Source organism: Kineococcus sp. AC630 (genome assembly GCF_979255925.1).
Genome location: NZ_CEEDMJ010000022.1, coordinates 1 through 22,219, shown reverse-complemented (window position 1 = coordinate 22,219; position 22,219 = coordinate 1). Strand labels below are relative to the sequence as shown.

Sequence of the window (22,219 nt, the reverse complement as noted above, 5' to 3'; positions counted from 1 at the left end):
GCCCGATCAGCGGGGGACGGGGACGGAGCCGAGCACCGAGTCCAGGACGGCGTCGACGCTCACCCCGTCCAGCTCGGCCTCGGGGCGCAGCTGCACGCGGTGGCGCAGCGTCGGGCGGGCGAGCGCCTTCACGTCGTCGGGGGAGACGTAGTCCCGCCCCGAGAGCCACGCCCAGGCCCGCGCCGTCGCCAGCAGCGCCGTCGCCCCGCGGGGGGAGACGCCCAGCGCCAGCGACGGCGAGCTGCGGGTGGCCCGGCAGACGTCGACGACGTAGCCGAGGACCTCGCGCGAGCACTGCACCCGGCGCACGGCGGCGGCCGCGATCGCGAGCTGCTCGCGGGTCGCGACGGCCCGGACCCCGGCGGCGGCCAGGTCGCGCGGGTCGAACCCCGTGGCGTGGCGCACCAGGACCTCGATCTCGTCCTCGCGCGGGGGCAGCGGCAGGGTCAGCTTCAGCAGGAACCGGTCCAGCTGCGCCTCGGGCAGCGGGTAGGTGCCCTCGTACTCCACCGGGTTCTGGGTGGCGGCGACGATGAACGGGTCGGGCAGCGGACGGGCCTCACCCTCGACGGAGACCTGCTTCTCCTCCATCGCCTCCAGCAGCGAGGCCTGCGTCTTCGGCGGGGTCCGGTTGATCTCGTCGGCGAGCAGGATGTTGGTGAACACCGGGCCCTCGCGGAAGGAGAACCGCGAGCTCTGCGCGTCGTAGACCAGCGACCCGGTGACGTCGCCGGGCATCAGGTCCGGGGTGAACTGCACGCGTTTGGTGTCGAGGGCGAGAGCGGCCGACAACGTCCGCACCAGCAGCGTCTTCGCCACGCCCGGAACGCCTTCGAGCAGCACGTGGCCGCGGCAGAGGACGGCGATCACCAGCCCGGTGACGGCGGCGTCCTGGCCGACGACGGCCTTGGCGACCTCCTGGCGGACCGCCCGCAGCGCCTGCCGGGCGTCCTCGACCTCGGGGCCCTCGCTCGCGCGGGCCACGGGTGCTGCCGTCTCGGGGGTTTCCGGTTCGCTCACTTCTCGGCCTTCCTCGGGGTGGATCCGCGCACGTCGTCCTCCAGGGTGTCCAGTTCGAGGGCCAGCCGGACCAGCGCGGGGTCGTCGCGCGGGGAGGTCCCGGCCAGCAGTTCCTGCACGCCCGTCGCCGCTCGCCCGGTCAGCCACGCGACCTGGTCGGCCACGTCGTGCACGGGGGCCTGCGGGTCCAGGCCCACCGAGGCGCGCAGCCGGCGGGTGGTCGCGCCGCGCAGGACGTCCGCGGCCCGACCCGAGGCCCCGGCGCTCGCGTAGAGCCGGCCGTGACCTTCGACGGTCTCGGCCGCGCGGACGACGACGGGCAACGGTTCGCCCACCAGGCGACCCAGCCGGCGTCCGCGCCAGAAGAGCCCCACGAGGGTCGCGACGAGCAGCAGCGCGATCGCCGGGGCGAGCCAGCGCGGGACCAGGTTCAGCAGCGGCACGGTCGGGGAGTCGGTGTCCAGCGGGTCCGGCAGGTACCAGACGAGGGACGGGTCGGCGCCGAGCGTGCGCAGCGCGAGCGTCCCGTTGCCCTCGCGGTCGGCCCAGCGGTTCGTGAGCAGCGCCGGCTGGCCCAGGACGGTCAGCGAGGCCTCCGACCCGCCGACCCCGGACTCGACGCGCACGTAGGACCCGCCGTAGCAGGAGCGCGCGTCGCCCTCCGTCGTGTAGGTCAGCCCGCCCGCGCGGGCCCGTCCCGCCGCCACGGCCGCGGCCACGGTGCACCCCGGGTCGCGGTCCAGCGCCGCCTCCGAGCCCGTCTCGCGCACGTCGGGGGTCAGCGCCTCCAGCGTGTCGTCGCTGGGCCGCAGCAGCACCAGGTCCGCCCCCGAGGCGACGAGCACCTGCAGGCGCTGCGCGGAGAGCAGGTCGGGGTCGGTGACCAGCAGCGTCACCCCGCCGGTCCGGTTCTCGTCGAGGGCCCGGGTCGCGGCGTCGAAGGAGCGGGCCTGCGTGAGGCTCACGCCCTGGTCCTGCAGGACCCGCGCGAGCGCGCGGGCGCCGCTGGGGGAGACGGAGTCCGGGGCGAGGGCCTCCTCGCTGGTGCGCGGCGTGAGCAGGCTCAGCAGCAGCACGACCGCGACGACGACCACCCCGAGGGCGACGATCCCGCGCCAGCGGCGCCACGCCCCGCCCACCTCGGGTCGCGCGCTGCGGGTCTCGAACCCGAGCGCGCTCACGCCGCGACCACCGGTCGTGCGGCCGCGACGGCGGCGACCACGGCCCGCAGGTCCTCGTTCGTCGCGGCCCCGGCGCTGCGGCCGCCGTAGCGGATGTCGTCGAAGGTCCGCGCGGCCCGGGTCAGGGCTCCGGCGCAGTCGGGCAGCGTGGCCCCGGCCTGTCCGGCGATCTCGCCGGCGGTCCGCCCGGCGCGGGAGTCGATGATCGTCCGTTCCTCCAGCGAGCGGACCAGACCACGGAAGCGTTCGGCGACGGCGAGGTCCCAGTCGCCCGCGGTGGCCGCGGCGTCGGCGCGGGCGAAGTGGGTGGCCGACGGTTCGGGGCCGGCGTCGAAGACCGCGTCGGGTTCGCGCTGGCGGGCGCTGCGCCGCAGCGGACCCCCGACGAGGAAGACCACCGCGACGACGGCCGCCAGCAGCAGCACGACCACGACGACGGCGGTCCAGTTCGTGCCCAGACCCGGCACCCGCACCTGCGAGAGCCAGTCCTGCAACCAGGCCCACGCCCGCGCCAGCCAGGACCCCTGCGCCTCGCGGTACTCCGGACCGGCGAGCTCGCGCGCCAGCCACTCCCGGCCCTGAGCGCGGTCGGGGTCCAGCGGGACCCCGGCGAGGAGGATCACTGGCCGCTGGCCCGGTGCAGTTCGACGTCGAGACCCTCGCGGCGCATCCGCAGGTCCACGTAGACCAGGGCGGTCACCGAGGCGAGGAAGGGGTAGGCGACGACGCTGCCGATCACCGAGCCGAGGGTCGAGACGGTCTGGCTCAGCGCGAGCCCCCACGTCCCGTCGCCGACGGCGACGGCCAGGACCTGCCCGACGGCGCTGAACGGCACCGACACGGCCGCCACCACGGCGTAGACCACGACCGCGGTGAGCAGCAGGATCCCGAACGTCCGCCAGAACGTGCGGGCGGTGAGGCGGTACGAACGCCTCAGGGCCGCGCGGATCCCGAGGTCCTCCAGCAGCATCGCCGGGGTGGCCATCGACCACTTCACCCACAGGAACGCGCCGGCGACCAGCCAGGCGAGCAGACCGAGCAGCAGGGCGGCCACGCCGATCCCGGTGACCGTCGTGGAGTCGGCCTGCCAGACGACCAGCGCCCCCGGGGCCAGGGCGAGCGCGCCGACCGCGAGCGTGCCGAGGGTGATGACCAGCGACAGCCCGACGAGGGGCAGGACCCGGCGGGCGCAGGTGCGCCACAGCTCCCCGAACCCGATCGTGCGCCCGAGCACCGCGCGGCTCACGCTGACGATGAGCATCCCGTTGAGGACGAGGACCGCCACCGACTGCAGCACGGTGCTGAAGAGCAGCAGCGGCACCCCGCGCTGGACGGAGGAGAACAGGTCGTCGAAGGAGCCGTCGGCGGCCTCGAGCCGGTTCACCGCCCCGACGAGGTCGCGGGTGGTGACGTAGCTGGCGATCAGCGTCACGACCGAGGTGATGACCACGACGATCGCGGAGAGACCGACCATGACCCGCGGGTTCTGCCGGAAGGCGCGGAACGCGCCGTCCCAGATCTCACCCAGGCCCAGCGGCCGCAACGGCACGATCCCCGGCCGCGGGGCGCTCGGACGGCCCCAGGCGGGCGGCGGTGCGCCGGTCGGGCCCGGCTGCGGCTGTCCCCAGCCCGTGGGCCCGGCCGGGTCCGGAGTGCCCTCGTCCGGCCGCTGCCACTGGTCCGTCCCCATCGCCCGTACGCCCCCGTACCGCCAAGATCCACCCGTTGCCGGTGGCCCATGCTGCCAGAGGACGGGTGCCGAGCGGGGTCACGGCGTGGTGATCAGCCCCGATCACCTGCTGTACGGGCAAGATGACCCCATGAGGGGACGTGTCCTCGTGGTGGACGACGACACCGCGCTGGCCGAGATGCTGGGGATCGTGCTGCAGGGCGAAGGGTTGGAGACCCGCTTCTGCGCGAACGGGGACGAGGCGCTGGGCGCCTTCCGGGCCACGCGGCCCGATCTGGTGCTGCTGGACCTGATGCTGCCCGGGACGGACGGCATGGAGGTCTGCCGCCAGATCCGCGCCGAGTCGGGCGTGCCCATCGTCATGCTCACGGCGAAGAGCGACACCGTCGACGTCGTGCTCGGGCTCGAGGCCGGCGCAGACGACTACGTCGTCAAGCCGTTCAAGCCCAAGGAACTCGTGGCCCGGGTGCGGGCGCGGTTGCGTTCCGCCGGCGACCGCCCGCCCGAGACGCTGCGCATCGGCGACCTGACCATCGACGTCGCCGGGCACTCCGTGCGTCGCGACGGCCGGTCCCTGCCGCTGACCCCGCTGGAGTTCGAACTGCTGGTCACCCTGGCCCGCAAGCCCTGGCAGGCGTTCACCCGCGAGCTGCTGCTGGAGCAGGTCTGGGGCTACCGCCACGCCGCCGACACCCGGCTCGTGAACGTCCACGTCCAGCGGTTGCGCTCCAAGATCGAGGTCGACCCCGAGCACCCCGAGATCGTGGTGACCGTCCGCGGGGTGGGGTACCGCGCCGGTCCGCTCTGATGGGCCCGTTCTGATGGGTCGGGTGCTGGCCCGCTGGCGGGCCTCCCTGCAGTTGCGGGTCGTCGTCCTCACCACCCTGCTCGGGCTCGCCGTCGTCGTCGGGGTCGGCTCGTTCCTGCTCGACGGGATCGCCGACGGGCTGGTGGCGGAACGCCAGGAGGTCGCCCTCGCCGACGCCGCCCGCAGCGCCCAGACCGCGCAGCAGCAGTTCGACGCCTCCACGACCACGAACTCCGCCGAGGTCGAGCAGCTCGCCGGCGACGTCGTGTCCTCGCTGGAGGGCGCCGGTCCCGACCGGGTCCGCGGGGTGGTCCTGCTGCGCGCCATCGGCTCCCCGGACACCAGCGGCAGCGGGCAGGTCATCGTCCGCGACATCGCCTCCGAGGGGCTGGAGGCCGGCGACGTCCCCGTGGCGCTGCGCGAGGCCGTCGTCGACTCCGACGTCCAGCAGATGCAGATCGTCGACCTGCCCGACGCGGGCACCGCGCCGTCGCTCGTCGTCGGCTCCACCGTCACCCTGCCGCGGGCGGGGGAGTACGAGATCTACTTCGTCTACTCCCTGGCCAGCGAGGAGTCGACCGTCTCGCTGGTGCGCACGACGTTCGTCGGCGGCGGCATCGCCCTCGTCCTGCTCGTCGGGGCCGTCGCCTGGGTCGTGGCCCGGATGGTCGTCGAACCCGTCCGCGAGGCCGCCGGCACCGCCGAACGACTCACCGGCGGTCACCTCGACGAACGCATGCGGGTCCGCGGCAGCGACGACCTGGCCCGCCTGGCCCGGGCGTTCAACGAGATGGCCGCGGGGATGCAGCAGCACATCGAGCAGCTCGAGGAGCTCTCCCGGGTGCAGCGCCGCTTCGTCTCCGACGTCAGCCACGAACTGCGCACCCCGCTGACGACGATCCGGATGGCCGGGGAGGTCCTGCACGACGCCCGCGCGGGTTTCGACCCCGCCGTGGCGCGTTCCTCCGAACTCATGCTGACCCAGCTCGAACGGTTCGACTCCCTCCTCGCCGACCTGCTCGAGATCAGCCGCTTCGACGCCGGAGCCGCTGCGCTGGAACCCGATCCGCAGGACGTGCGGGCGCTGGTGCACCGCGTCGTGGAGTTCGCCTCCACCCTCGCCGAACGGCGCGGCTCGCAGGTGCTGCTCTCCGAGCCGGCCTCCCCGTGCACCGCCGAGGTCGACTCCCGGCGCATCGAACGGGTCCTGCGCAACCTGCTGGGCAACGCCCTCGAGCACGGGGAGTCCCGGCCCATCGAGATCACGGTCGTCTGCGACGAGCACGCCGTCGCCATCGGCGTCCGCGACCACGGGGTCGGCCTCGAACCAGCCCAGCTGCCGCGGGTCTTCGACCGCTTCTGGCGCGCCGATCCCGCCCGCGCCCGCACCACCGGCGGCAGCGGGCTCGGGCTGGCGATCGCGCTGGAGGACACCCGCCTCCACGGCGGCTGGCTGGAGGTGTGGGGTCGCCCGGGACAGGGGTGCCACTTCGTCCTGACCGTCCCGCGCACCGCCGGCCGGGCGTTGCGCTCCTCCCCGCTGCCCGTCGTCCCCCTGGGCTGGCGCGAACCCGTCGCGGCGCTCACCGCCGGACGGTCCCGCCCGTCCCCGGACCTCCCGTGAGACGCCGCGCCGCGCTCGCGCTGGCGCTCGCGGGCGTCCTCGCCGGGTGCGGTGGGGTGCCGCGCTCCAGCGACGTCGTCAGCGGTCAGCGCATCGAGGACGATCCCCGGATCGGTCTGCTGCAGGTCATCCCGGACGGCCCCGTCCAGGACGCCGCCGCCGTCGACGTCGTCCGGGGGTTCCTGCTCGCCGCGTCCTCCTCGGAACAGGACCACGCGGTCGCGCGGCAGTTCCTCGGCGCCGGGACGGCGCAGACGTGGCGCCCCGACGCGGGGACGACGATCGTCACGACCAGCCCCGACCTCGAGCTGCTGCGCCAGGACGCGGACACGGCCGTCGTCGCCGTCACCGCGCCCGTCGACGCGCTCGTCGACGCTGACGGGCACTACACCGAGCAACCCCCGGCCTCCACGTACACCCGCTCGCTGAACCTGGTCCGGGAGGAGGGGCAGTGGCGCGTCACCGACCCCGGCGACGGTGTCGTCATCACCACCCTCGACGCCTCCCGCACCCTGCGGCCCTTTCCGGTGTACTTCGCGACGTCGGGGCCCGCCACCCAGCTCGTCGGCGACGTCCGCTGGTTCGGTTACGACTCCTCCACGGCCACCCGGATCGTCCGCGCGCTGCTGGCGGGACCGTCGGCATGGCTGGCCCCGGGGGTCGACTCCGGGGCGCCGGTGGGCACGGAACTGCGGGTGGGGACGGTCCCGGTGGCGGCCGGGACGGCGACCGTCGACCTCACCGACACCGCCCTGGACGCCGACCCCACCCAGCGCGGTGTGCTGCTAGCCCAGCTGCGGGCCAGCCTCACCGGCCTGCCCGCCGTCGGCGACGTGCAGGTCAGCGTGGACGGCGCGGAACTGACCCGCGGGTCGGAGACCGCCGGCACCGACGTGCCGCGGGCCAGCGCACCGAGCGACAGTCGGCTGGTGGCGCTGGGGCCCCAGGGGATCTCGCGCTGGGACCGCAGTCAACTGCGCGCCGTCGCCGGCACCGGGCCGGGGCTCGAGGCCGCCGGTGCCGCCTCGCACCCCGCGGTCGCGGCCGACGGCAGCGTCTTCGCGGTGCTCACCGACGCCGGGAAGGTCGCCCGCACCCAGCGCACCGGCGGTCAGCTGGAACCCGCGGTGACCGGTCAGGGCAGTCTCGTCCCGCCCTCGATCGACCGCTTCGGCTGGCTCTGGACCGCACCGACGACGGCCGGGCAGCCTCCCCTCGTCGTCCCCACGGGAACCCCGCAGACCCCCGCCGTGCCGGTGGAACCGCCCGCCGACGGGCTGGGGGCCCTGGTGTCCGTGCGGGTCTCCCGGGACGGCGCGCGGCTGCTGGTGGTGGGCCGCGACGCCGCCGGGGCCGTGCACGTGCGCGTCCACGGCATCGTCCGCGACGCCGGCGGGAAACCGCTGCGCCTCGGCGTCGGGACGCCCGACCTCGTCCCCGGCGTCGCCGACGTCGCCGACGCCGCCTGGCTCGTCGACGACGAGCTGGTGGTGCTGACCCGTCCGCCCGGCGGCGACCCGGTGCCGGTGCTCGTCCGGGTCTCCGGTCCCAGCACCCGGCTGCCCGCCGTGCCGGGGGCCGTGACGATCGCCGGTGGCTGGAGCGAGCGCGACCTCGTCGTCGGCACCGCCGACGGACGCCTCCTCACCCGCAGCGGTGCGAGCTGGATCGTCCTCGCCGACGGTCGTGACCCCTCCTACCCCGGCTGAGCGGCTGACCGGCTGTCCACAGCCCCCGGGCCGACGCCCCGCCGGGGCCGAGCTGTGGACGGGTACCGGTGGGTGCCGCCGGGGGAGGTGATGCTCTGCCGGTGCCGCCCGTGACCTCGTTCCTGACCGCCGCCGCCGACCTCGTCTGGCCCGCCGACTGCGCGGGGTGCGGGCGGACGGGCACCGTCTGCTGCGTCCCCTGCGGACGGGCGCTGCGCGGCGGCGCCGGCTCGGAACTGCCCGACGGGACCCCGGTCCGGGCCTGCGCCACCCACGACGGCCCGGCCCGCCAGCTGCTGCTGGCGGTGAAGGAACGCGGCCGGGCCGAACTCCGCGGCCGCCTCGCCGGGGCGCTGGTCCCCGCCCTCGCCGACCTCGTCCCGCGCGGCCCGCTGGACCTCGTGCCCGTCCCGACGCGTCGCGCGAGCCGACGCGCCCGGGGCGGGGACCTCGTCGCCGACCTCGCGGCCCGCACCGCCGAGGTCGCGCGCCGCCGGGGGCGCGACGTGGGGGTGGCCCGGTCGCTGCGGGTGGTGCGACGGGTGGCGGACCAGACCGAGCTCGACGCGGCCGGTCGCCGGGCCAACCTCGCCGGGGCCTTCGCGCTGGCCGGCCCCGCCCCGGGCCGCCCCTGCGTGGTCCTCGACGACGTCGTGACGACCACGGCCACCGCGGCCGAAGCCGTGCGGGCGTTGCGCGCGGGGGGCGTCCGGGTGATCGGCGTGCTCTGCGTGACGCTGGCCTGAGCCGCGGGGGCGGATCCGCTGGGCGTTCACCGGGAAACGCGCGTCACACCTGGGCACCGGAGGGGGAGGGGGTCTAGCGTGTCTGCATGGCAGCCCTCACCGGCACCGTGGCCGACCTCGCGTCGGCCCTCGCCCCGGCGGAGTCCAAGGACGGACCCGCTCACCGGGGGACACGGTCCTGCCGGATGCTGCCCGCTCACCGTGCGCTCCCCCCGGGGGTGGTGCACGGCACGAGGTGACGGTCCGAGGCGGGCCGGCCCCACGTGCCGGCGCCGCCAGTTCGAACGAGGGAGGCATCCCGTGGAAGTTGTGGTCACCGGACGGCACACCGACGTCAAGGAGAGGTTCCGGCGCCACGTCGAGGACAAGCTGGAGAAGGTCACCCAGTTCGCCCCGCGCGCCCAGCGCATCGACGTCGAGGTTTCCCACGAGAACAACCGCCGACAGGCCAGCAACTGCGAACGCGTCGAGATCACGGTGCGGGACAAGGGACCCGTGGTGCGGGCCGAAGCCTGCGCGGACGATCCCTACGCCGCCCTGGACCTGGCGACCACGAAACTCTTCGAACGGCTGCGCAGGGCGCGCGACCGTCGCAAGGTCCACCACGGTCGGCACCGGCCGACGTCGGTGGCCCAGGCGACGGCCGGGTTGTCCGACGAGGTCCTGACGGGTTCCTTCGACCCCGCCCGACCGCTCGCGGAACAGGTGGAGCACACCGTGGCGGACGGTTCGCCGGTGCCGACGCCCGCCGTCATGGCCGGGACGAAACCCCCGACCGCGGAACCCGTCGGGTCCGGCTCCGACGCGGCGCTCGAGGACGCCTCGCCGGTCGTCATCCGAGAGAAGACCCACGACGCCGAGCCGATGACGCTGGACCAGGCGTTGTACGAGATGGAACTCGTCGGGCACGACTTCTACCTCTTCGTCGACGCCGCCACGAGTTCCCCGAGCGTGGTCTACCGCCGGCGCGGTTGGGACTACGGCGTGATCCACCTCGACCTGCAGGGCGGCGCCACGCCGCTCGAGACGGGATCCGCGGACCGGCGCAGCGCCGGTGACGCCGCCCTGACCGCCGTCGTGGCAGCCGCCATGCGCTGAGTCCGGACCGGAGCAGAGGGCGCCGCTCCCCGCCGCGGGGAGTGGCGCCCGCTGCTGCCCGTGCCAAGATCGCCGGAGAGCAGAACGGCACGCGGAGGGGGAACGGACGAGGATGACCGATCAGCCGGGCGAACGCACGAGCGGCGAGGCGATCCGCGTCGTCGTCGTGGACGACCACTCGCTGTTCCGGCGCGGGCTGCAGATGGTCCTCTCCGTCGAGGACGACATCGACGTCGTCGGCGAGGCCGGTGACGGCGCCGACGCGCTGGCCCGGGTCGAGGAGCTGCTGCCCGACGTCGTCCTCATGGACGTCTGGATGCCGCGCCGCTCGGGGATCGACGCCTGCGCCGAGATCAAGGCCGCCGCCCCCTCGACGAAGATCCTCATGCTGACCTCCTCGGAGGAGGAGGACGACCTCTTCGGGGCCGTGCGCGCCGGGGCCAACGGCTACCTCCTCAAGGACGTGCCGGCCGAGGAGGTCGCCGACGCGATCCGCGCGGTCATGACCGGGCAGTCGCTCATCACCCCGAAGATGGCCGGCCTGCTCCTCGGTGAGTTCAACGCCATGCGACGACGCGACGAGGAACGCGCCCTGGGGCTGCCCGGCGCCCCGCGGCTCTCGCCCCGCGAGCTCGACGTCCTGCGGCTGCTGGCGCGCGGGATGGCCAACCGCGAGATCGCCGGTTCCCTGGGCATCAGCGAGAACACCGTCAAGAACCACGTCCGCAACATCCTCGAGAAGCTGCAGCTGCACTCGCGGATGGAGGCCGTCGTCTACGCCGTGCGGGAGAAGATCGTGGAACTGTCGTGACCGCCGCCCTCCCCGTCCCGGTGGAGGAGATCACGGCGCGCCAGGCCCGGCGCGCGGCGCTCGCGGCCCAGGGCTTCAGCCGCCGCCGACCCGCCACCGTCACCGCGGCCGGGATCGCCCGCGTCGTGGACCGGCTCGGGATCGTCCAGATCGACAGCGTCAACGTGCTGTGCCGCAGCCACTACCTGCCCTTCTTCTCCCGGCTCGGGCCCTACGGCACCGACCTCCTCGACCGGGCCGCGAACCGCGGTCCCCGTCGCCTGGTGGAGTACTGGGCCCACGAGGCCAGCTACGTCGCGCCCGCCACCCACCGGCTGCTCCGCTGGCGGATGGACCGGGCCGCGGACGACGCCTGGGGCAGCGTGCGCAGCATCGCCCACGAACGCCCCGACCTGCTCGAGGCCGTCGTCGAGCACCTCGCCGTGCACGGCCCGAGCACCGCGCGCGTGCTCGAGGCGCAGCTGGCCCCCGGCGCCGTCCGCACCAGGGACAACTGGGGCTGGAACTGGTCGGACGTCAAACGCGCCTGCGAGCACCTCTTCTTCGCCGGCCGGATCTCCGCCGCCGGCCGCAACCAGCAGTTCGAGCGCCGCTACGACCTCACCGAGCGCGTCCTGCCGCCCGCCGTGCTGGCCCTGCCGGTCCCCGACCCCGCCGACGCCGTCCGCGAGCTGGTCCGGATCGCGGCGCGCGCCACCGGGGTGGCCACCGAGGCCAGCCTGCGCGACTACTTCCGCCTCCGGCCGGAGCAGTCGAAGGCAGCCGTCGCCGACCTCGTGGAGGCCGGTGAGCTGGAACCCGTCCGGGTCCGCGGCTGGGCCGCCCACCGACCCGCCTACCGCCTCCCCACCACCCCGACGCCGCGGGTCCGCGCCCGGGCCCTGCTCACGCCGTTCGACCCCCTGGTCTGGCACCGCGCCCGCACCGAGGAGGTCTTCGGCGTCACCGTCCGGCTGGAGTTCTACGTCCCGCGCGAGAAGCGCGTCCACGGCTACTACGTGCTGCCGTTCCTGCTGGGCGAGGACATCGTCGGCCGGGTGGACCTCAAGGCCGACCGGAGCGGCAGCGGCGTGCTGCGCGTCGAAGCCGCGTGGGCCGAACCCGACGCGCCGCCCGAGACGGCCGAGGAGCTCGCCGCCGAACTGGGCGACCTCGCCCGCTGGCTGGGCCTCGACGACGTCGTCGTGCTCGGCCCCGGCGACCTGGCGCCCGCCCTGGCCGGCGCGTTGAGGCGTTCGGGTCACTGACCCCCTCACCGCCTCAACATCACGTCCCCGCAGGCCGAAGCACCTGACGTGGACGTCGCCGCTCTCTCGCCCGAACAGCTCGGGCACGCCAGCACGTTGCTCGAGCACGTCCTGACGGAGCTCAGCGCCGGGGCGAGCGAACGCGACGTCCTCAACCGTTCCGCCGCCCTCGTCGCCGACCTCGTCGACGCCGACGTCGTCGCCGTCTGCGAGGGCGCCCACGTGCACGGCGGGGTCGGCCTCGGTCAGCGCTTCCTGCCCGAACGCGGTCTCGCCCGCGTGGTCCGCGACGGGGGCGGGTCCTTCGCCGTCCCCGGCCTCGGCCGGGTCCGCGCCACCGTCGTCGAGGTGCCGGCCCTCGAGGGCGTGCACATCGTCGTCGGGTGGGCGGAGGCCACCGAGACCCCGGAAGGCGTCCTCGCCACCGCCACCCTCGTGGCCCGCGTCCTCGGGCTCGTCGTCCTGGGCCGCCACGGGCGCGAACGGGAGCGCTGGCACCGCCAGCAGGGTGCGCAGGGGGTGGCCGAGCGCAACCGGCTGCAGCAGGCCCTGCGCCAGCGCGAGCAGGTCCTGACCACCTCGGTCCGCTTCCAGCGCGCCGTCTCCAGCCGTCGTCCCCTGCCGGAGCTGCTGGTCCAGATCGCCACGAGCTCCTCCGAACTCATGGACGGCCGCGCCGTCACGCTGGTGCTCGCCGACCCGCGCTCGCAGATGCAGATGCGCGTCGTCGCGGCCGTCGGTGACCCGCAGCTCGCCCCCGAGCTCGCCCTCGCCGCGACGAGCGCGCTCGGCGGTTTCGGCGTCGCCACCGGCGACGCGCACGTCCCCGCCGCGGCGGCCGTGCACATCAACGGCCGCAGCGTCGGCGCCCTCGTCCTCGACACCCTCGCCAGCGGCCCGCTCGACCCCGTCGGCACTACCGTCCTGCGCGCCTTCGCCGAGCACGCCAGCATGGCGCTGAGCCACGCGGACACCGTCCGCGCCGTCGAGGCCGCGTCGTCGGACTCCCTCACCAACCTGCCCAACCGGGCCACGCTGCTGCGCCACCTCGAGGTCTCGCTGCGCGTCACCGAGTCCGACGGCATCGGCACCGCGGTGCTCTTCGTGGACCTCAACGGGTTCAAGAGGATCAACGACACCCTCGGCCACGCCGCCGGCGACGAGGTCCTCTCCCGCATCGCGCGCCGCCTGCGCCGCTGCCTGCGCGGCGACGACCTCGCCGCCCGTCTCGGCGGCGACGAGTTCGCCCTCGTCGTCCGCGACGTCGAACCGGCCCGCGCCGCGGCCCGCATCGCCGCCCGCGTGCAGGCCGACGTGTCCCAGCCCCTGGAGACCCACGGGCAGTCGGTCCGCGTCGGCGCCAGCATCGGCATCGCGGTGGCCGAACCCGGCGTCGGTGCCGCCGAGATGCTGCGCCGCGCCGACAGCGCCATGTACCGCGCCAAGGCCGAGTCCCACGCCCTGGGCACGGGGTCCTCCGACACGAGCCAGAGCGCCCGGGAAGGTGTCGTGGCCGGCCGCGTCGTCCTCTTCGAGGCCGACATGCACGACGCCGACCGCCTGCGCAGCCAGCTCGAGCACGACCTGCTGCGCGCGGTCGGCGACGACGAGTTCGAGCTCGCCTACCAGCCCATCGTCCGTCTCGGCGACGGCGCGGTCGTCGGGGCCGAGGCGCTGCTGCGCTGGCGCCACCGCACCCGCGGGCTGCTCGAACCGGGTGCGTTCCTGGCCGGCGCCGAACGCTCCCCGGCCGTGGAGGAGCTCTGGCGCTGGGTCCTGAGGACCGCGTGCGCCCAGGCCGCCGCCTGGCGCGAGCAGGTCCCCGACCTCTCCATCACCGTCAACCTCTCCGCCGCCCACGTCATGACCCGCGGGGTGTCCGACGACGTCCGCAACGCTCTCACCGCGGCGTCGCTGGACCCCACGGCCCTCGTGCTGGACATCCCCGCCGACCTGCTCGGCGAGGACCCGGACATGCTCGCCGCGCGGCTCAAGAAGCTGCGCGCCACCGGGGCGCGGATCCTCCTCGACGACTTCGCCACGCTGCGCCCCGACGGCGACAGCGACGTGCTCGTCAACCACTCCCTCGCGCCGCTGCGCCAGTTGCCGGTGGACGGCGTCAAGCTGGACCGCACCCTGATCGCCGAGATCGACGGTCCCGACGGGGCCGACGCGCTCGCCGCGGTCCGCACCCTCTGCGAACTCGGCGCCGCCCTCGACCTGGGGGTCGTCGCCGAGGGTGTGGAGCGCACCGAGCAGGTCCTGCTGCTGCAGGAGGCCGGCTGCTCCGTCGCCCAGGGCATCCTGCTCGGCGCGCCGCGCTCGGTGGCCGAGCTCGGGGCCGAGCTGACCGCCGGCGAGCTGGGCCCGGTCGAGAAGCTGGCGACCGTCCCGGCGCTCGCCGACCTCGCCGACCTCGCCGGTCTCGCCGACTTCACCGGGGACCCCTTGGAGGGACCGGGGGAGGACGGGGACGACGCCGAGGCCGCGCTGGACGCGCAGTCGCTCTTCGCCCGGGAGTTCGGGCCGGTCGGGGTGGCGCGCGAGGGGGCCGTGGCCGTCCCGGTGCAGGGTGGCCCGGGGGAGGCACCCGTGCCCGTCCCCATCAGCGGTGTGCGCCCCACGGACCTGCGCAGGATGCTCGACCGCTCGCGCTGACGCCACGTCGCGAGACCACTGCATTCCGTAGAGGCACCGTCACGCGACGTTGCGCCGCTAGAGTGACGGGGTGCCAGCGATCGTCGAAAAGGTCCTCCGCGCCGGTGAGGGCCGCGTGGTCAAGCGCCTGCACCGCATCGCGGAGCAGGTGAACGCCCTCGAAGGTGACTTCGAGGCGATGAGCGACGAGGAGCTGCGGGGCGAGACCGACCGCTTCCGGCAGCGCATCGCCGACGGCGAGACGCTCGACAGCCTGCTGCCCGAGGCCTTCGCCGTGGTGCGCGAGGCCGCGCGCCGGACGCTGGGCCAGCGCCACTTCGACGTGCAGCTGATGGGTGGCGCGGCGCTGCACCAGGGCAACATCGCGGAGATGCGCACCGGTGAGGGCAAGACCCTCGTCGCGACGCTGCCGGCCTACCTCAACGCCCTGTCCGGCAAGGGCGTCCACGTCGTCACGGTCAACGACTTCCTGGCCGAGTACCAGAGCGAGCTCATGGGGCGCGTCTTCCGCTTCCTGGGCATGACGAGCTCCTGCATCCTCTCCTCGATGCGCCCGGACGAGCGGCGCGAGGCCTACGCGGCCGACGTCACCTACGGCACGAACAACGAGTTCGGCTTCGACTACCTGCGCGACAACATGGCGTGGAACACCGAGGAGATGGTCCAGCGCGGCCACAACTTCGCGATCGTCGACGAGGTCGACTCGATCCTCATCGACGAGGCCCGCACGCCGCTGATCATCTCCGGCCCCTCCGACTCCCCGACCAAGTGGTACGGCGAGTTCGCCAAGATCGTCCGCCGGCTCACCGTCGACGTCGACTACGAGGTGGACGAGAAGAAGCGCACGATCGGGATCCTCGAGGCCGGCATCGAGAAGGTCGAGGACCTGCTCGGGATCGAGAACCTCTACGAGAGCGTGAACACCCCGCTCATCGGGTTCCTGAACAACGCGGTCAAGGCCAAGGAGCTGTTCAAACGGGACAAGGACTACGTCGTCTCCCCGAACAACGAGGTCCTGATCGTCGACGAGCACACCGGCCGCATCCTGGCCGGTCGCCGCTACAACGAGGGCATGCACCAGGCCATCGAGGCGAAGGAGGGCGTGCCCATCCAGAACGAGAACCAGACGCTGGCGACGATCACCCTCCAGAACTTCTTCCGCATGTACGACAAGCTCTCCGGGATGACCGGTACGGCCATGACCGAGGCCGCGGAGTTCCACCAGATCTACAAGCTCGGCGTCGTCTCGATCCCGACGAACCGCCCCGCGGTGCGGATGGACCAGCCCGACCTCGTCTACAAGAACGAGCAGGCCAAGTTCAACGCCGTCGTCGAGGACATCGCCGAGCACCACGCGAGCGGTCAGCCCGTCCTCGTGGGCACGACGAGCGTCGAGAAGAGCGAGTACCTCTCGACCCTGCTCACCAAGGCCGGCGTCGAGCACACCGTCCTCAACGCCAAGCAGCACGAGCGCGAGGCCTCGATCGTCGCGCAGGCCGGTCGCAAGGGTGCCGTGACGGTCGCGACGAACATGGCGGGCCGCGGGACGGACATCATGCTCGGCGGCAACGCGGAGTTCCTCGCCGTCGCCGCGATGAAGGACAAGGGGCTCGACCCCGACGAGGCCCCCGAGGCCTACGAGGCCGCGTGGCCCGAGGTCGTCGAGCAGGCCAAGGCGTCCGTGCAGGCCGAGCACGACGAGGTCCGCGACCTCGGTGGGCTCTACGTGCTGGGGACCGAGCGCCACGAGTCGCGTCGCATCGACAACCAGCTGCGCGGTCGTTCCGGTCGCCAGGGTGACCCGGGGGAGTCCCGGTTCTACCTGTCGCTGACCGACGACCTCATGCGCCTGTTCAACGCCGCGCTGGTGGAGTCCTTCCTGACCCGCACGGGCATCCCCGAGGACGTCCCCATCGAGTCGAAGATGGTCTCCCGCGCCATCCAGAGCGCGCAGGGTCAGGTCGAGGGCCGCAACTTCGAGATCCGCAAGAACGTCCTCAAGTACGACGACGTCCTGAACCGCCAGCGCGAGGTCATCTACGCCGAACGCCGCAAGGTGCTCGAGGGGGAGGACCTGCACCTGCAGATCCGCCACTTCCTCGACGACGTCGTGACCGCCTACGTCACCGAGGCCACGGCCCGCGGCTTCGGGGAGGACTGGGACCTCGAGGAGCTCTTCGAGGCGTTGCGCAGCCTCTACCCGGTCTCCGTGACGCCGGCGGAGGTCGTCGAGGCCGCCGGGGGTCGCGGGAACCTCACCGTCGAGCGGCTCGTCGAGGAGATGCGTGGCGACGCGCAGGCCTGCTACGACGTCCGCGAGGTGGAGCTGGGCGAGGGCGTCGTGCGCGACCTCGAACGCCGTGTGGTGCTGTCGGTGCTGGACCGCAAGTGGCGTGAGCACCTCTACGAGATGGACTACCTCCAGGAGGGCATCGGATTGCGCGCGATGGCCCAGCGCGACCCGCTCGTGGAGTACCAGCGCGAGGGGTACCAGCTCTTCGGGGCGATGACGGAGGCCATCAAGGAGGAGTCGATCGGCTACCTCTTCTCGCTGCAGGTCCAGCCGGCGACCCAGCCGGGGGCCGCGGCGACCGCCCCGGGGTTCGGCGCGCCCCCGCCGCGTCAGCAGCTGCAGTACTCGGCCCCGACGGCCGAGGGTGACGTCGAGGTCCACGCCGGCGACGCCGCGGCGACGGACGCCGAGACCGGCAACCGGGCCCAGCGTCGCGCGGCCCAGCGCAGCCAGGACGACTGAGCGCAGCTCACGTGGGGCGGGTCACCCGAGTTCCAGCGCGGTGACCCGCCACCGCTCCCCGGAGCGGTCGGTGCAGCGCTCGATGCGCAGCGCCGCGGCGCGCACCCGGTCCGACTCCCTCAGCACGGCCCCGACCTCGGCCACGTCCGGGCGGGGGAACGACACCCGCAGCGTCCCGACCTGCGGTCGCACCGTCCGTCCGGTCCGGGCGCGCAGCCGGGCCTGCAGCGCCGCCCGCCGCTGCACCCCCGCGTAGATGTCGGCGGCGGACCACCGCAGCAGCTGCTGGGTCGGCCGCTGACCGGTGAGGACCTCGAGCAGGACGACGAGGTAGCGCCGCGTCCACGCCGTCACCTCCGGCAGCTCCGAGGGCGGTAGCAGCCGCGGGTCGACGATCGCGAGTTCGAGGACGCCCTGGTCGGGGCTGAGGTGGCTGAGGACGGGCCCCTCGGGACCGAAGGCGTCCTCACGTTCGTCGATGTAGGGCGGCAGCCCGTAGGGCAGGGGTACCCGTCCGGTGTCCGGCGTGAGGTCGTCGAGCAGGGCGGCGGTGGAGCTGGTCACGCGGAGGTCTCCTGGGTGCGGTGGCGAACGGGTGGCCGAACGGGTGCTCGGACGGGGGTCAGGGCAGGCGCAGGACCTGGCCGGGCAGCAGCAGGTCGGGATCGGCGCCGATGACGTCGACGTTGGCGGTGTGGAGGCGGTGCTGCTCGGCCATCACCTCACCGGCGGTGGCGTCGGGACCGCACCGTTGCGCGGCCAGCGACCACAGGCTGTCCCCGCGGTGGACGACGATCTCGCCGTCGACCTCCCGGGGTGCGGGGGGAGTGCTCGCCGTGGTGGTCTCCGGGACGGCGGCCCAGCCGAGGTCGAGGGTCGGTGCCGAGGTGGCCTGCAGCGGTGCGGAAGCGGCCCAGCCGAGCTCGGGGACCGCGGTCGCCGAGCCCCGTTCGGCCGCGCCGGCGGAGAGGGCGGCCGATCCCAGCACCAGGCCCACGACGAGCGCGACGACCCGGCGGACGGTCCGCGGGACGCCGGGGGAGGGCCGCACGGCGAGTCGCGGGTGACTGCGGGCCCGGACCTCGTCGGCGACGGCCACCAGGACGGTGAGCGCCAACCACCCCAGGAGCAGGGCGCCCACGACGGAGCACCCGCCGACGAGCAGGTCGGCGACCGTCGCGGTGCCCGACTGCGCGGTGCGCAGCGCCGGTGCCGCCAGCGCGAGGAGCCCGGCGCCGGCCAGAGCGGGCACGGCGGCCAGCCCGGCGCCGACGGTGAACGTCAGCAGGTGCCGAAGTCTGTGCACGGTAACCACCCTCGTGATCGCACGGCCCCAGTTGGACCAGTTGAGTCCTTCTGGGTGTCGTTTGGTGTCGTTTGCTGCGCCATGTCTAGCGACCACCTGTGCGCGGGGCCAGGAACTCCCGTGACATGCGCCCGATCGGAGGGCAGCGCCTGACGGTGGGTGAAGACGGGTGACGGGCGACCCGACGGGTGGTCACCGCGACGTAGCGTTGGGTCGTGCGCTGGGACGACCTCTTCGACGACCTCGCCGCCCGGGCGGAGCACGCCCACCGGCTCGAGCGGGACGAGGAGGTCGCCGACCGGATCCGCCGGGACGAGGCGACCGTCACGCTCGCCGCCCGCGTGCGCGCGGCGACCGGGGCCGTCACCTTCGTGCTGCGCGACGGCACCACGCTGAACGGGCGGGTCGAGGGGGTCGGACCGGACTGGTTCCTGGTCCGGGAGGCCGCGGCGTCGCGGCAGGTCCTGCTGCCGGCCGCGGCCGTGCTCGCACTGCGGGGGGTCCCCGGACGCAGTGCGGCGCCCTGGGGCGCGGTCGCGGCGCGGCGGACCCTGCTCCTGGCGGTCCGCGCGCTGGCCGGAGCCGGTGTGCACGTCGTCGTGCGCACGGGTGGTGTCGACGTCCGGGGCACGGTGGGTCGGGTGGGCGCCGACCACGTCGACGTCGTCGACCTCGACGACGTCGCCGAGGGTCAGCGTGCGGACAGCGGTGCGCGCACCACGACGGTGCCGTTCTCGGCGTTGCTCAGCATCACCGAGGTGGTCTGACCGGCAGGTCGGCCGGTGGGGTCGGTGAGCGGGTCAGTCGGTGTGGTCCTCGCCCGCGAGGACGCTCTCGCGGGTCTGGGTGTACATCCGCTGGATGTAGTCCTCGAGCTCGGAGTCCTCGACGCGCCACTGCCCCCGCCCGCCGACCTTGATGGCCCGCAGTTCTCCCGTGCGGACCAGGGCGTAGGCCTGGGCCGAGCTGATCGCGAGCGTCTCGGCGACATCCGCGAGCGGGACGAAACGGGCGGGCACGGGGTCTCCTGGAGGGCGTCGTCGGAGCTGTTCCTGGCGGGTGTCCGCATCCTCGCACGACGTCACCCTGGCGCATCGGCCGTTCGGGTGGCCTGTGGACAACCGCGGACCCCCGCCGCTCAGGAGCCTCACCATGGTCTCGACCACAGCGCCTGGAGCCCGGGAAGTGCCCGGACCTCCACGTGTCGGACGACGGAGGGCCCACCAGTGCGGACAGCGGTACGAGCGGTACGCGGACGTGACGTGCCGCCGGTGTCGGTCGTCCGGCGGGTGAGTGCCCCCTCGTGGCGCGATCCGCGGTTGCTGATCGGCCTGGCCCTCGTCCTGGCCAGTGTCGTGCTGGGCGCGCGGGTGGTCGGTGCCGCCCAGGCGACGGTGGGCGTGTGGGCGCTGGCCCGTGACGTCGGCGCGGGGCAGTCGCTGACCGCCGCCGACCTGCGCGTGGTCGAGGTGCACCTCGACGAGGGGACGGGGACGGCCTACCTCGAAGCCTCCACCGGCGCGCTCGACGCCGACCTGGTCGCTCTGCGGGGCCTGCGCGCCGGCGAACTGCTCCCGCTGTCCGCCCTGGGACGGAGCGGAGACCTCACGTCGCGACCCGTGACGGTGCCCGTCGCGGGGAACGTCCCGCAGGGTGTCCAGGTCGGTGCCCTCGTCGACCTCTGGGTCGTCCGGGCGGCCGGGGCCGGCGCTGTCGAGGACGCGGTCGAGCCGGAACGCCTCGTCGAGACCGCCGAGGTGTCGGCGGTCGTCACCGGCGGGGGTGCGCTCGGTGCCCGGTCGGGGGCCGACGTTCAGGTGGTCGTCCCGGAGTCCGCCATGCCCGCTGTCCTGCAGGCGGTCTCGAACGACGACGACCTGGTCCTGGTGCCGGTCCCCGGTGCCGGAGGTGCTCGCCCGTGACGCTGCCGGTGGTCGTCTCGGTGCCTGGGCCGGCCGAGGCGAGGCTCCTCGCGGGCTGGGAACCGTTGCGACGCGAGCTCGTCGTCGTGCGCCGTTGCCCGGACGTGGCCGACCTGCTGGCGGCCGCCGGGGCCGGTCTCGCCCGCGCCGTGGTGGTCGGGGCGGACCTCCCGGGGTGTGACAGCGAGACCGTCGAGGCGTTGCGGCGGTGGGGGGTCGCACTCCTCGTCCTGGTGCCGGAAGGACCCGAAGGGGAGGCGGCCGAACGACGCTGGCGCGCGGTGGGGGCGACGAGGTTCGCCCTCGAGGGACGGTCTCCCGGCGACCTCGCGCGGGACGTGGCGATGGCCGTCGAGTCGCTCGGCCGGGTGGACGAACCAGGCCCGGTGCCTGCGCTCGAACCGGTCGCCCAGGCCGTCCCGGGGCGCACCGTCGCGGTCTGGGGACCGCATGGTTCCACGGGACGCACCACGGTCGCCGTGAACGTCGCGTTCGAGCTCGCGTTGGCCGGGCAGGAGGTGCTCCTGGTCGACGCGGACACGCGGGGAGCAGCGGTGGGCCAGACCCTCGGTCTCCTCGACGAAGCGCCCGGTCTGCTCGCGGCCGTGCGCTCCGCGGCGGACGGCCGGTTGGACGTCGCCGCGTTGCAGCGGCACACCGCCGTCGTCGCCACCGGGCTGGGGGTCCTGACCGGTGCGACCGACCCGTTGCGTTGGAGCGAGGTACGTCCGGCGGCGTTCCGCCGGGTGCTCGAGGTCGGCGCGACAGCGCACGACTGGAGCGTGCTGGACCTCCCCGGCGGTCTGGAGGACCCCGTGCAGGGGGCGGGAGAGGGGCGCAGCCGGGACGCGATCACCACCACGGCGCTCGAGGCCGCCGACGTGGTCCTGGTCGTGGGTGCGGCGGACCCCGTGGGGTTGCAGCGCTTCGTCCGCGCCTGGGACCGCCTGCGGGAGGTGGCGCCGGACGCGCTCGTGGTGCCCGTCCTCAACCGGGTACGGGCCTCGGCCGTGGGGCCCCCCGCTGCCCGACGGACGAGGTCGACGCTCCGGCGCTTCGGTGGGGTGGAGAACCCCGTGCTGCTGGACGAGGACGCCGCGGCGGACGCTGCGTCGCTGGCCGGCCGCGCCCTGGCGGAGGTGGAACCGCGCAGCGGCCTGCGCCGCTCGCTCAGCGAACTGGCGATGCAGGTGGAGGCGGTGGTCGACCTGCCGCCGGACCCGGTGGAGGCGCTCGTGGGGGCAGGATTTGACCCGCTGCTGGCCCGCAGTTAACGTAGTTGTCACACCGCAGGACGGGGAGGAACGGACGGGAAACCGGCCGGTCTCCGGAGGCGGGGGACAGCTCCGAAGAGTTTCACCAGTTGCAGGCGCTCAACTGCGCCCGTCGACTGCCGATGAAACTGGAGCGTCCCGACCGGGCCTGAAAGTCCGGTAAGCTGGACGAACTACCGCAGACGAGAAGCCGCCGAAAAGCGGTCGACAGTCGTGCGTCCGGTTCTTGAGAACTCAACAGTGTGCCAAAAATGTTGATGCCATATATGTATCAACCCCCAATCGGCTGTCATTGCGCTGCGTTTTCTGCGTGGGTGGGTGATGGTTTGGGGTTCCTTTGGGATTGATCCTCGCCTCTTTCACGCCAGTG

At 74.1% G+C, this 22,219-nt stretch carries 20 protein-coding genes; 13 read left to right on the top strand and 7 right to left on the bottom strand.

Annotated elements, in window-relative coordinates; translation table 11 throughout:
* Nucleotides 1-6 precede the first annotated feature (6 nt).
* From AC0I8G_RS20665 to AC0I8G_RS20650, 4 genes are read right to left on the bottom strand one after another with little or no spacing between them, the layout of a single operon-like run.
* A complete protein-coding gene (locus tag AC0I8G_RS20665; protein ID WP_380162204.1) occupies nucleotides 7-984 on the bottom strand; it encodes an AAA family ATPase in 978 nt (325 codons plus the stop codon).
* A gap of 32 nt (nucleotides 985-1,016) precedes the next feature.
* Nucleotides 1,017-2,201, bottom strand: a complete 1,185-nt coding sequence (locus tag AC0I8G_RS20660; RefSeq protein ID WP_471731610.1) for a DUF4350 domain-containing protein — start codon at nucleotides 2,199-2,201, stop codon at nucleotides 1,017-1,019.
* The gene (locus AC0I8G_RS20655; protein ID WP_471731609.1) at nucleotides 2,198-2,824 is read right to left on the bottom strand and encodes a DUF4129 domain-containing protein; all 627 of its coding nucleotides are present in this window, start codon (nucleotides 2,822-2,824) and stop codon (nucleotides 2,198-2,200) included. The genes AC0I8G_RS20660 and AC0I8G_RS20655 overlap by 4 nt, the downstream gene beginning before the upstream one ends.
* Nucleotides 2,821-3,891 carry a glycerophosphoryl diester phosphodiesterase membrane domain-containing protein gene (locus AC0I8G_RS20650; RefSeq protein ID WP_471731608.1) on the bottom strand — a complete coding sequence of 357 codons (1,071 nt, stop codon included), beginning with the start codon at nucleotides 3,889-3,891 and terminating at the stop codon, nucleotides 2,821-2,823. The genes AC0I8G_RS20655 and AC0I8G_RS20650 overlap by 4 nt, the downstream gene beginning before the upstream one ends.
* Nucleotides 3,892-4,021: 130 nt before the next feature.
* Here AC0I8G_RS20650 and mtrA point away from each other — a divergent pair, with 130 nt between their 5' ends.
* The 10 genes from mtrA (at nucleotide 4,022) to secA (ending at nucleotide 17,347) form a co-directional block, all read left to right on the top strand.
* A complete protein-coding gene (mtrA, locus tag AC0I8G_RS20645; protein ID WP_380157984.1) occupies nucleotides 4,022-4,699 on the top strand; it encodes an MtrAB system response regulator MtrA in 678 nt (225 codons plus the stop codon).
* Nucleotides 4,700-4,712: 13 nt separating this feature from the next.
* Entirely contained in the window at nucleotides 4,713-6,323 is a 1,611-nt protein-coding gene (gene mtrB, locus AC0I8G_RS20640; RefSeq protein ID WP_471731607.1) for an MtrAB system histidine kinase MtrB, read from the top strand.
* Nucleotides 6,320-8,032, top strand: coding sequence for an LpqB family beta-propeller domain-containing protein (locus tag AC0I8G_RS20635; protein WP_471731606.1), 1,713 nt, complete (start codon nucleotides 6,320-6,322; stop codon nucleotides 8,030-8,032). Before mtrB ends, AC0I8G_RS20635 begins: the two co-directional genes overlap by 4 nt.
* 101 nt (nucleotides 8,033-8,133) lie before the next feature.
* Complete coding sequence (locus AC0I8G_RS20630) at nucleotides 8,134-8,778, top strand: ComF family protein (protein ID WP_471731605.1); 645 nt, start codon at nucleotides 8,134-8,136, stop codon at nucleotides 8,776-8,778.
* 86 nt (nucleotides 8,779-8,864) lie between these two features.
* Nucleotides 8,865-9,017, top strand: coding sequence for a hypothetical protein (locus AC0I8G_RS20625; protein ID WP_380157977.1), 153 nt, complete (start codon nucleotides 8,865-8,867; stop codon nucleotides 9,015-9,017).
* A gap of 61 nt (nucleotides 9,018-9,078) precedes the next feature.
* On the top strand, nucleotides 9,079-9,876 hold the full coding sequence (gene hpf / locus AC0I8G_RS20620) for a ribosome hibernation-promoting factor, HPF/YfiA family (protein WP_471731604.1): 798 nt from the start codon (nucleotides 9,079-9,081) through the stop codon (nucleotides 9,874-9,876).
* A gap of 112 nt (nucleotides 9,877-9,988) precedes the next feature.
* Complete coding sequence (locus AC0I8G_RS20615) at nucleotides 9,989-10,687, top strand: response regulator (protein WP_380259462.1); 699 nt, start codon at nucleotides 9,989-9,991, stop codon at nucleotides 10,685-10,687.
* Nucleotides 10,684-11,934, top strand: coding sequence for a winged helix-turn-helix domain-containing protein (locus AC0I8G_RS20610; protein ID WP_471731603.1), 1,251 nt, complete (start codon nucleotides 10,684-10,686; stop codon nucleotides 11,932-11,934). The genes AC0I8G_RS20615 and AC0I8G_RS20610 overlap by 4 nt, the downstream gene beginning before the upstream one ends.
* A gap of 48 nt (nucleotides 11,935-11,982) precedes the next feature.
* Complete coding sequence (locus AC0I8G_RS20605) at nucleotides 11,983-14,592, top strand: putative bifunctional diguanylate cyclase/phosphodiesterase (protein ID WP_471731602.1); 2,610 nt, start codon at nucleotides 11,983-11,985, stop codon at nucleotides 14,590-14,592.
* Nucleotides 14,593-14,662: 70 nt separating this feature from the next.
* The gene (gene secA, locus AC0I8G_RS20600; protein WP_471731601.1) at nucleotides 14,663-17,347 is read left to right on the top strand and encodes a preprotein translocase subunit SecA; all 2,685 of its coding nucleotides are present in this window, start codon (nucleotides 14,663-14,665) and stop codon (nucleotides 17,345-17,347) included.
* Between the two features lie 21 nt (nucleotides 17,348-17,368).
* On the opposite strand, the gene AC0I8G_RS20595 is transcribed toward secA, so the two are convergent.
* Complete coding sequence (locus AC0I8G_RS20595) at nucleotides 17,369-17,911, bottom strand: Rv3235 family protein (protein WP_380259466.1); 543 nt, start codon at nucleotides 17,909-17,911, stop codon at nucleotides 17,369-17,371.
* A gap of 58 nt (nucleotides 17,912-17,969) precedes the next feature.
* Nucleotides 17,970-18,653 (bottom strand): LysM peptidoglycan-binding domain-containing protein, encoded by a 684-nt coding sequence (locus AC0I8G_RS20590; protein ID WP_471731600.1) that lies wholly within the window; start codon nucleotides 18,651-18,653, stop codon nucleotides 17,970-17,972.
* A 215-nt stretch (nucleotides 18,654-18,868) separates the two neighbouring features.
* Here AC0I8G_RS20590 and AC0I8G_RS20585 point away from each other — a divergent pair, with 215 nt between their 5' ends.
* Entirely contained in the window at nucleotides 18,869-19,420 is a 552-nt protein-coding gene (locus AC0I8G_RS20585; protein WP_471731599.1) for a hypothetical protein, read from the top strand.
* 33 nt (nucleotides 19,421-19,453) lie between these two features.
* Here AC0I8G_RS20585 and AC0I8G_RS20580 read toward each other — a convergent pair whose 3' ends face one another.
* Nucleotides 19,454-19,672 (bottom strand): helix-turn-helix domain-containing protein, encoded by a 219-nt coding sequence (locus AC0I8G_RS20580; RefSeq protein WP_328294983.1) that lies wholly within the window; start codon nucleotides 19,670-19,672, stop codon nucleotides 19,454-19,456.
* A 270-nt stretch (nucleotides 19,673-19,942) separates the two neighbouring features.
* On the opposite strand from AC0I8G_RS20580, the gene AC0I8G_RS20575 reads away from it, so the two are divergent.
* Nucleotides 19,943-20,575 carry a hypothetical protein gene (locus AC0I8G_RS20575; RefSeq protein WP_471731598.1) on the top strand — a complete coding sequence of 211 codons (633 nt, stop codon included), beginning with the start codon at nucleotides 19,943-19,945 and terminating at the stop codon, nucleotides 20,573-20,575.
* Nucleotides 20,572-21,849, top strand: a complete 1,278-nt coding sequence (locus tag AC0I8G_RS20570; protein WP_471731597.1) for an AAA family ATPase — start codon at nucleotides 20,572-20,574, stop codon at nucleotides 21,847-21,849. Before AC0I8G_RS20575 ends, AC0I8G_RS20570 begins: the two co-directional genes overlap by 4 nt.
* The last annotated feature ends 370 nt before the right edge of the window (nucleotides 21,850-22,219 follow it).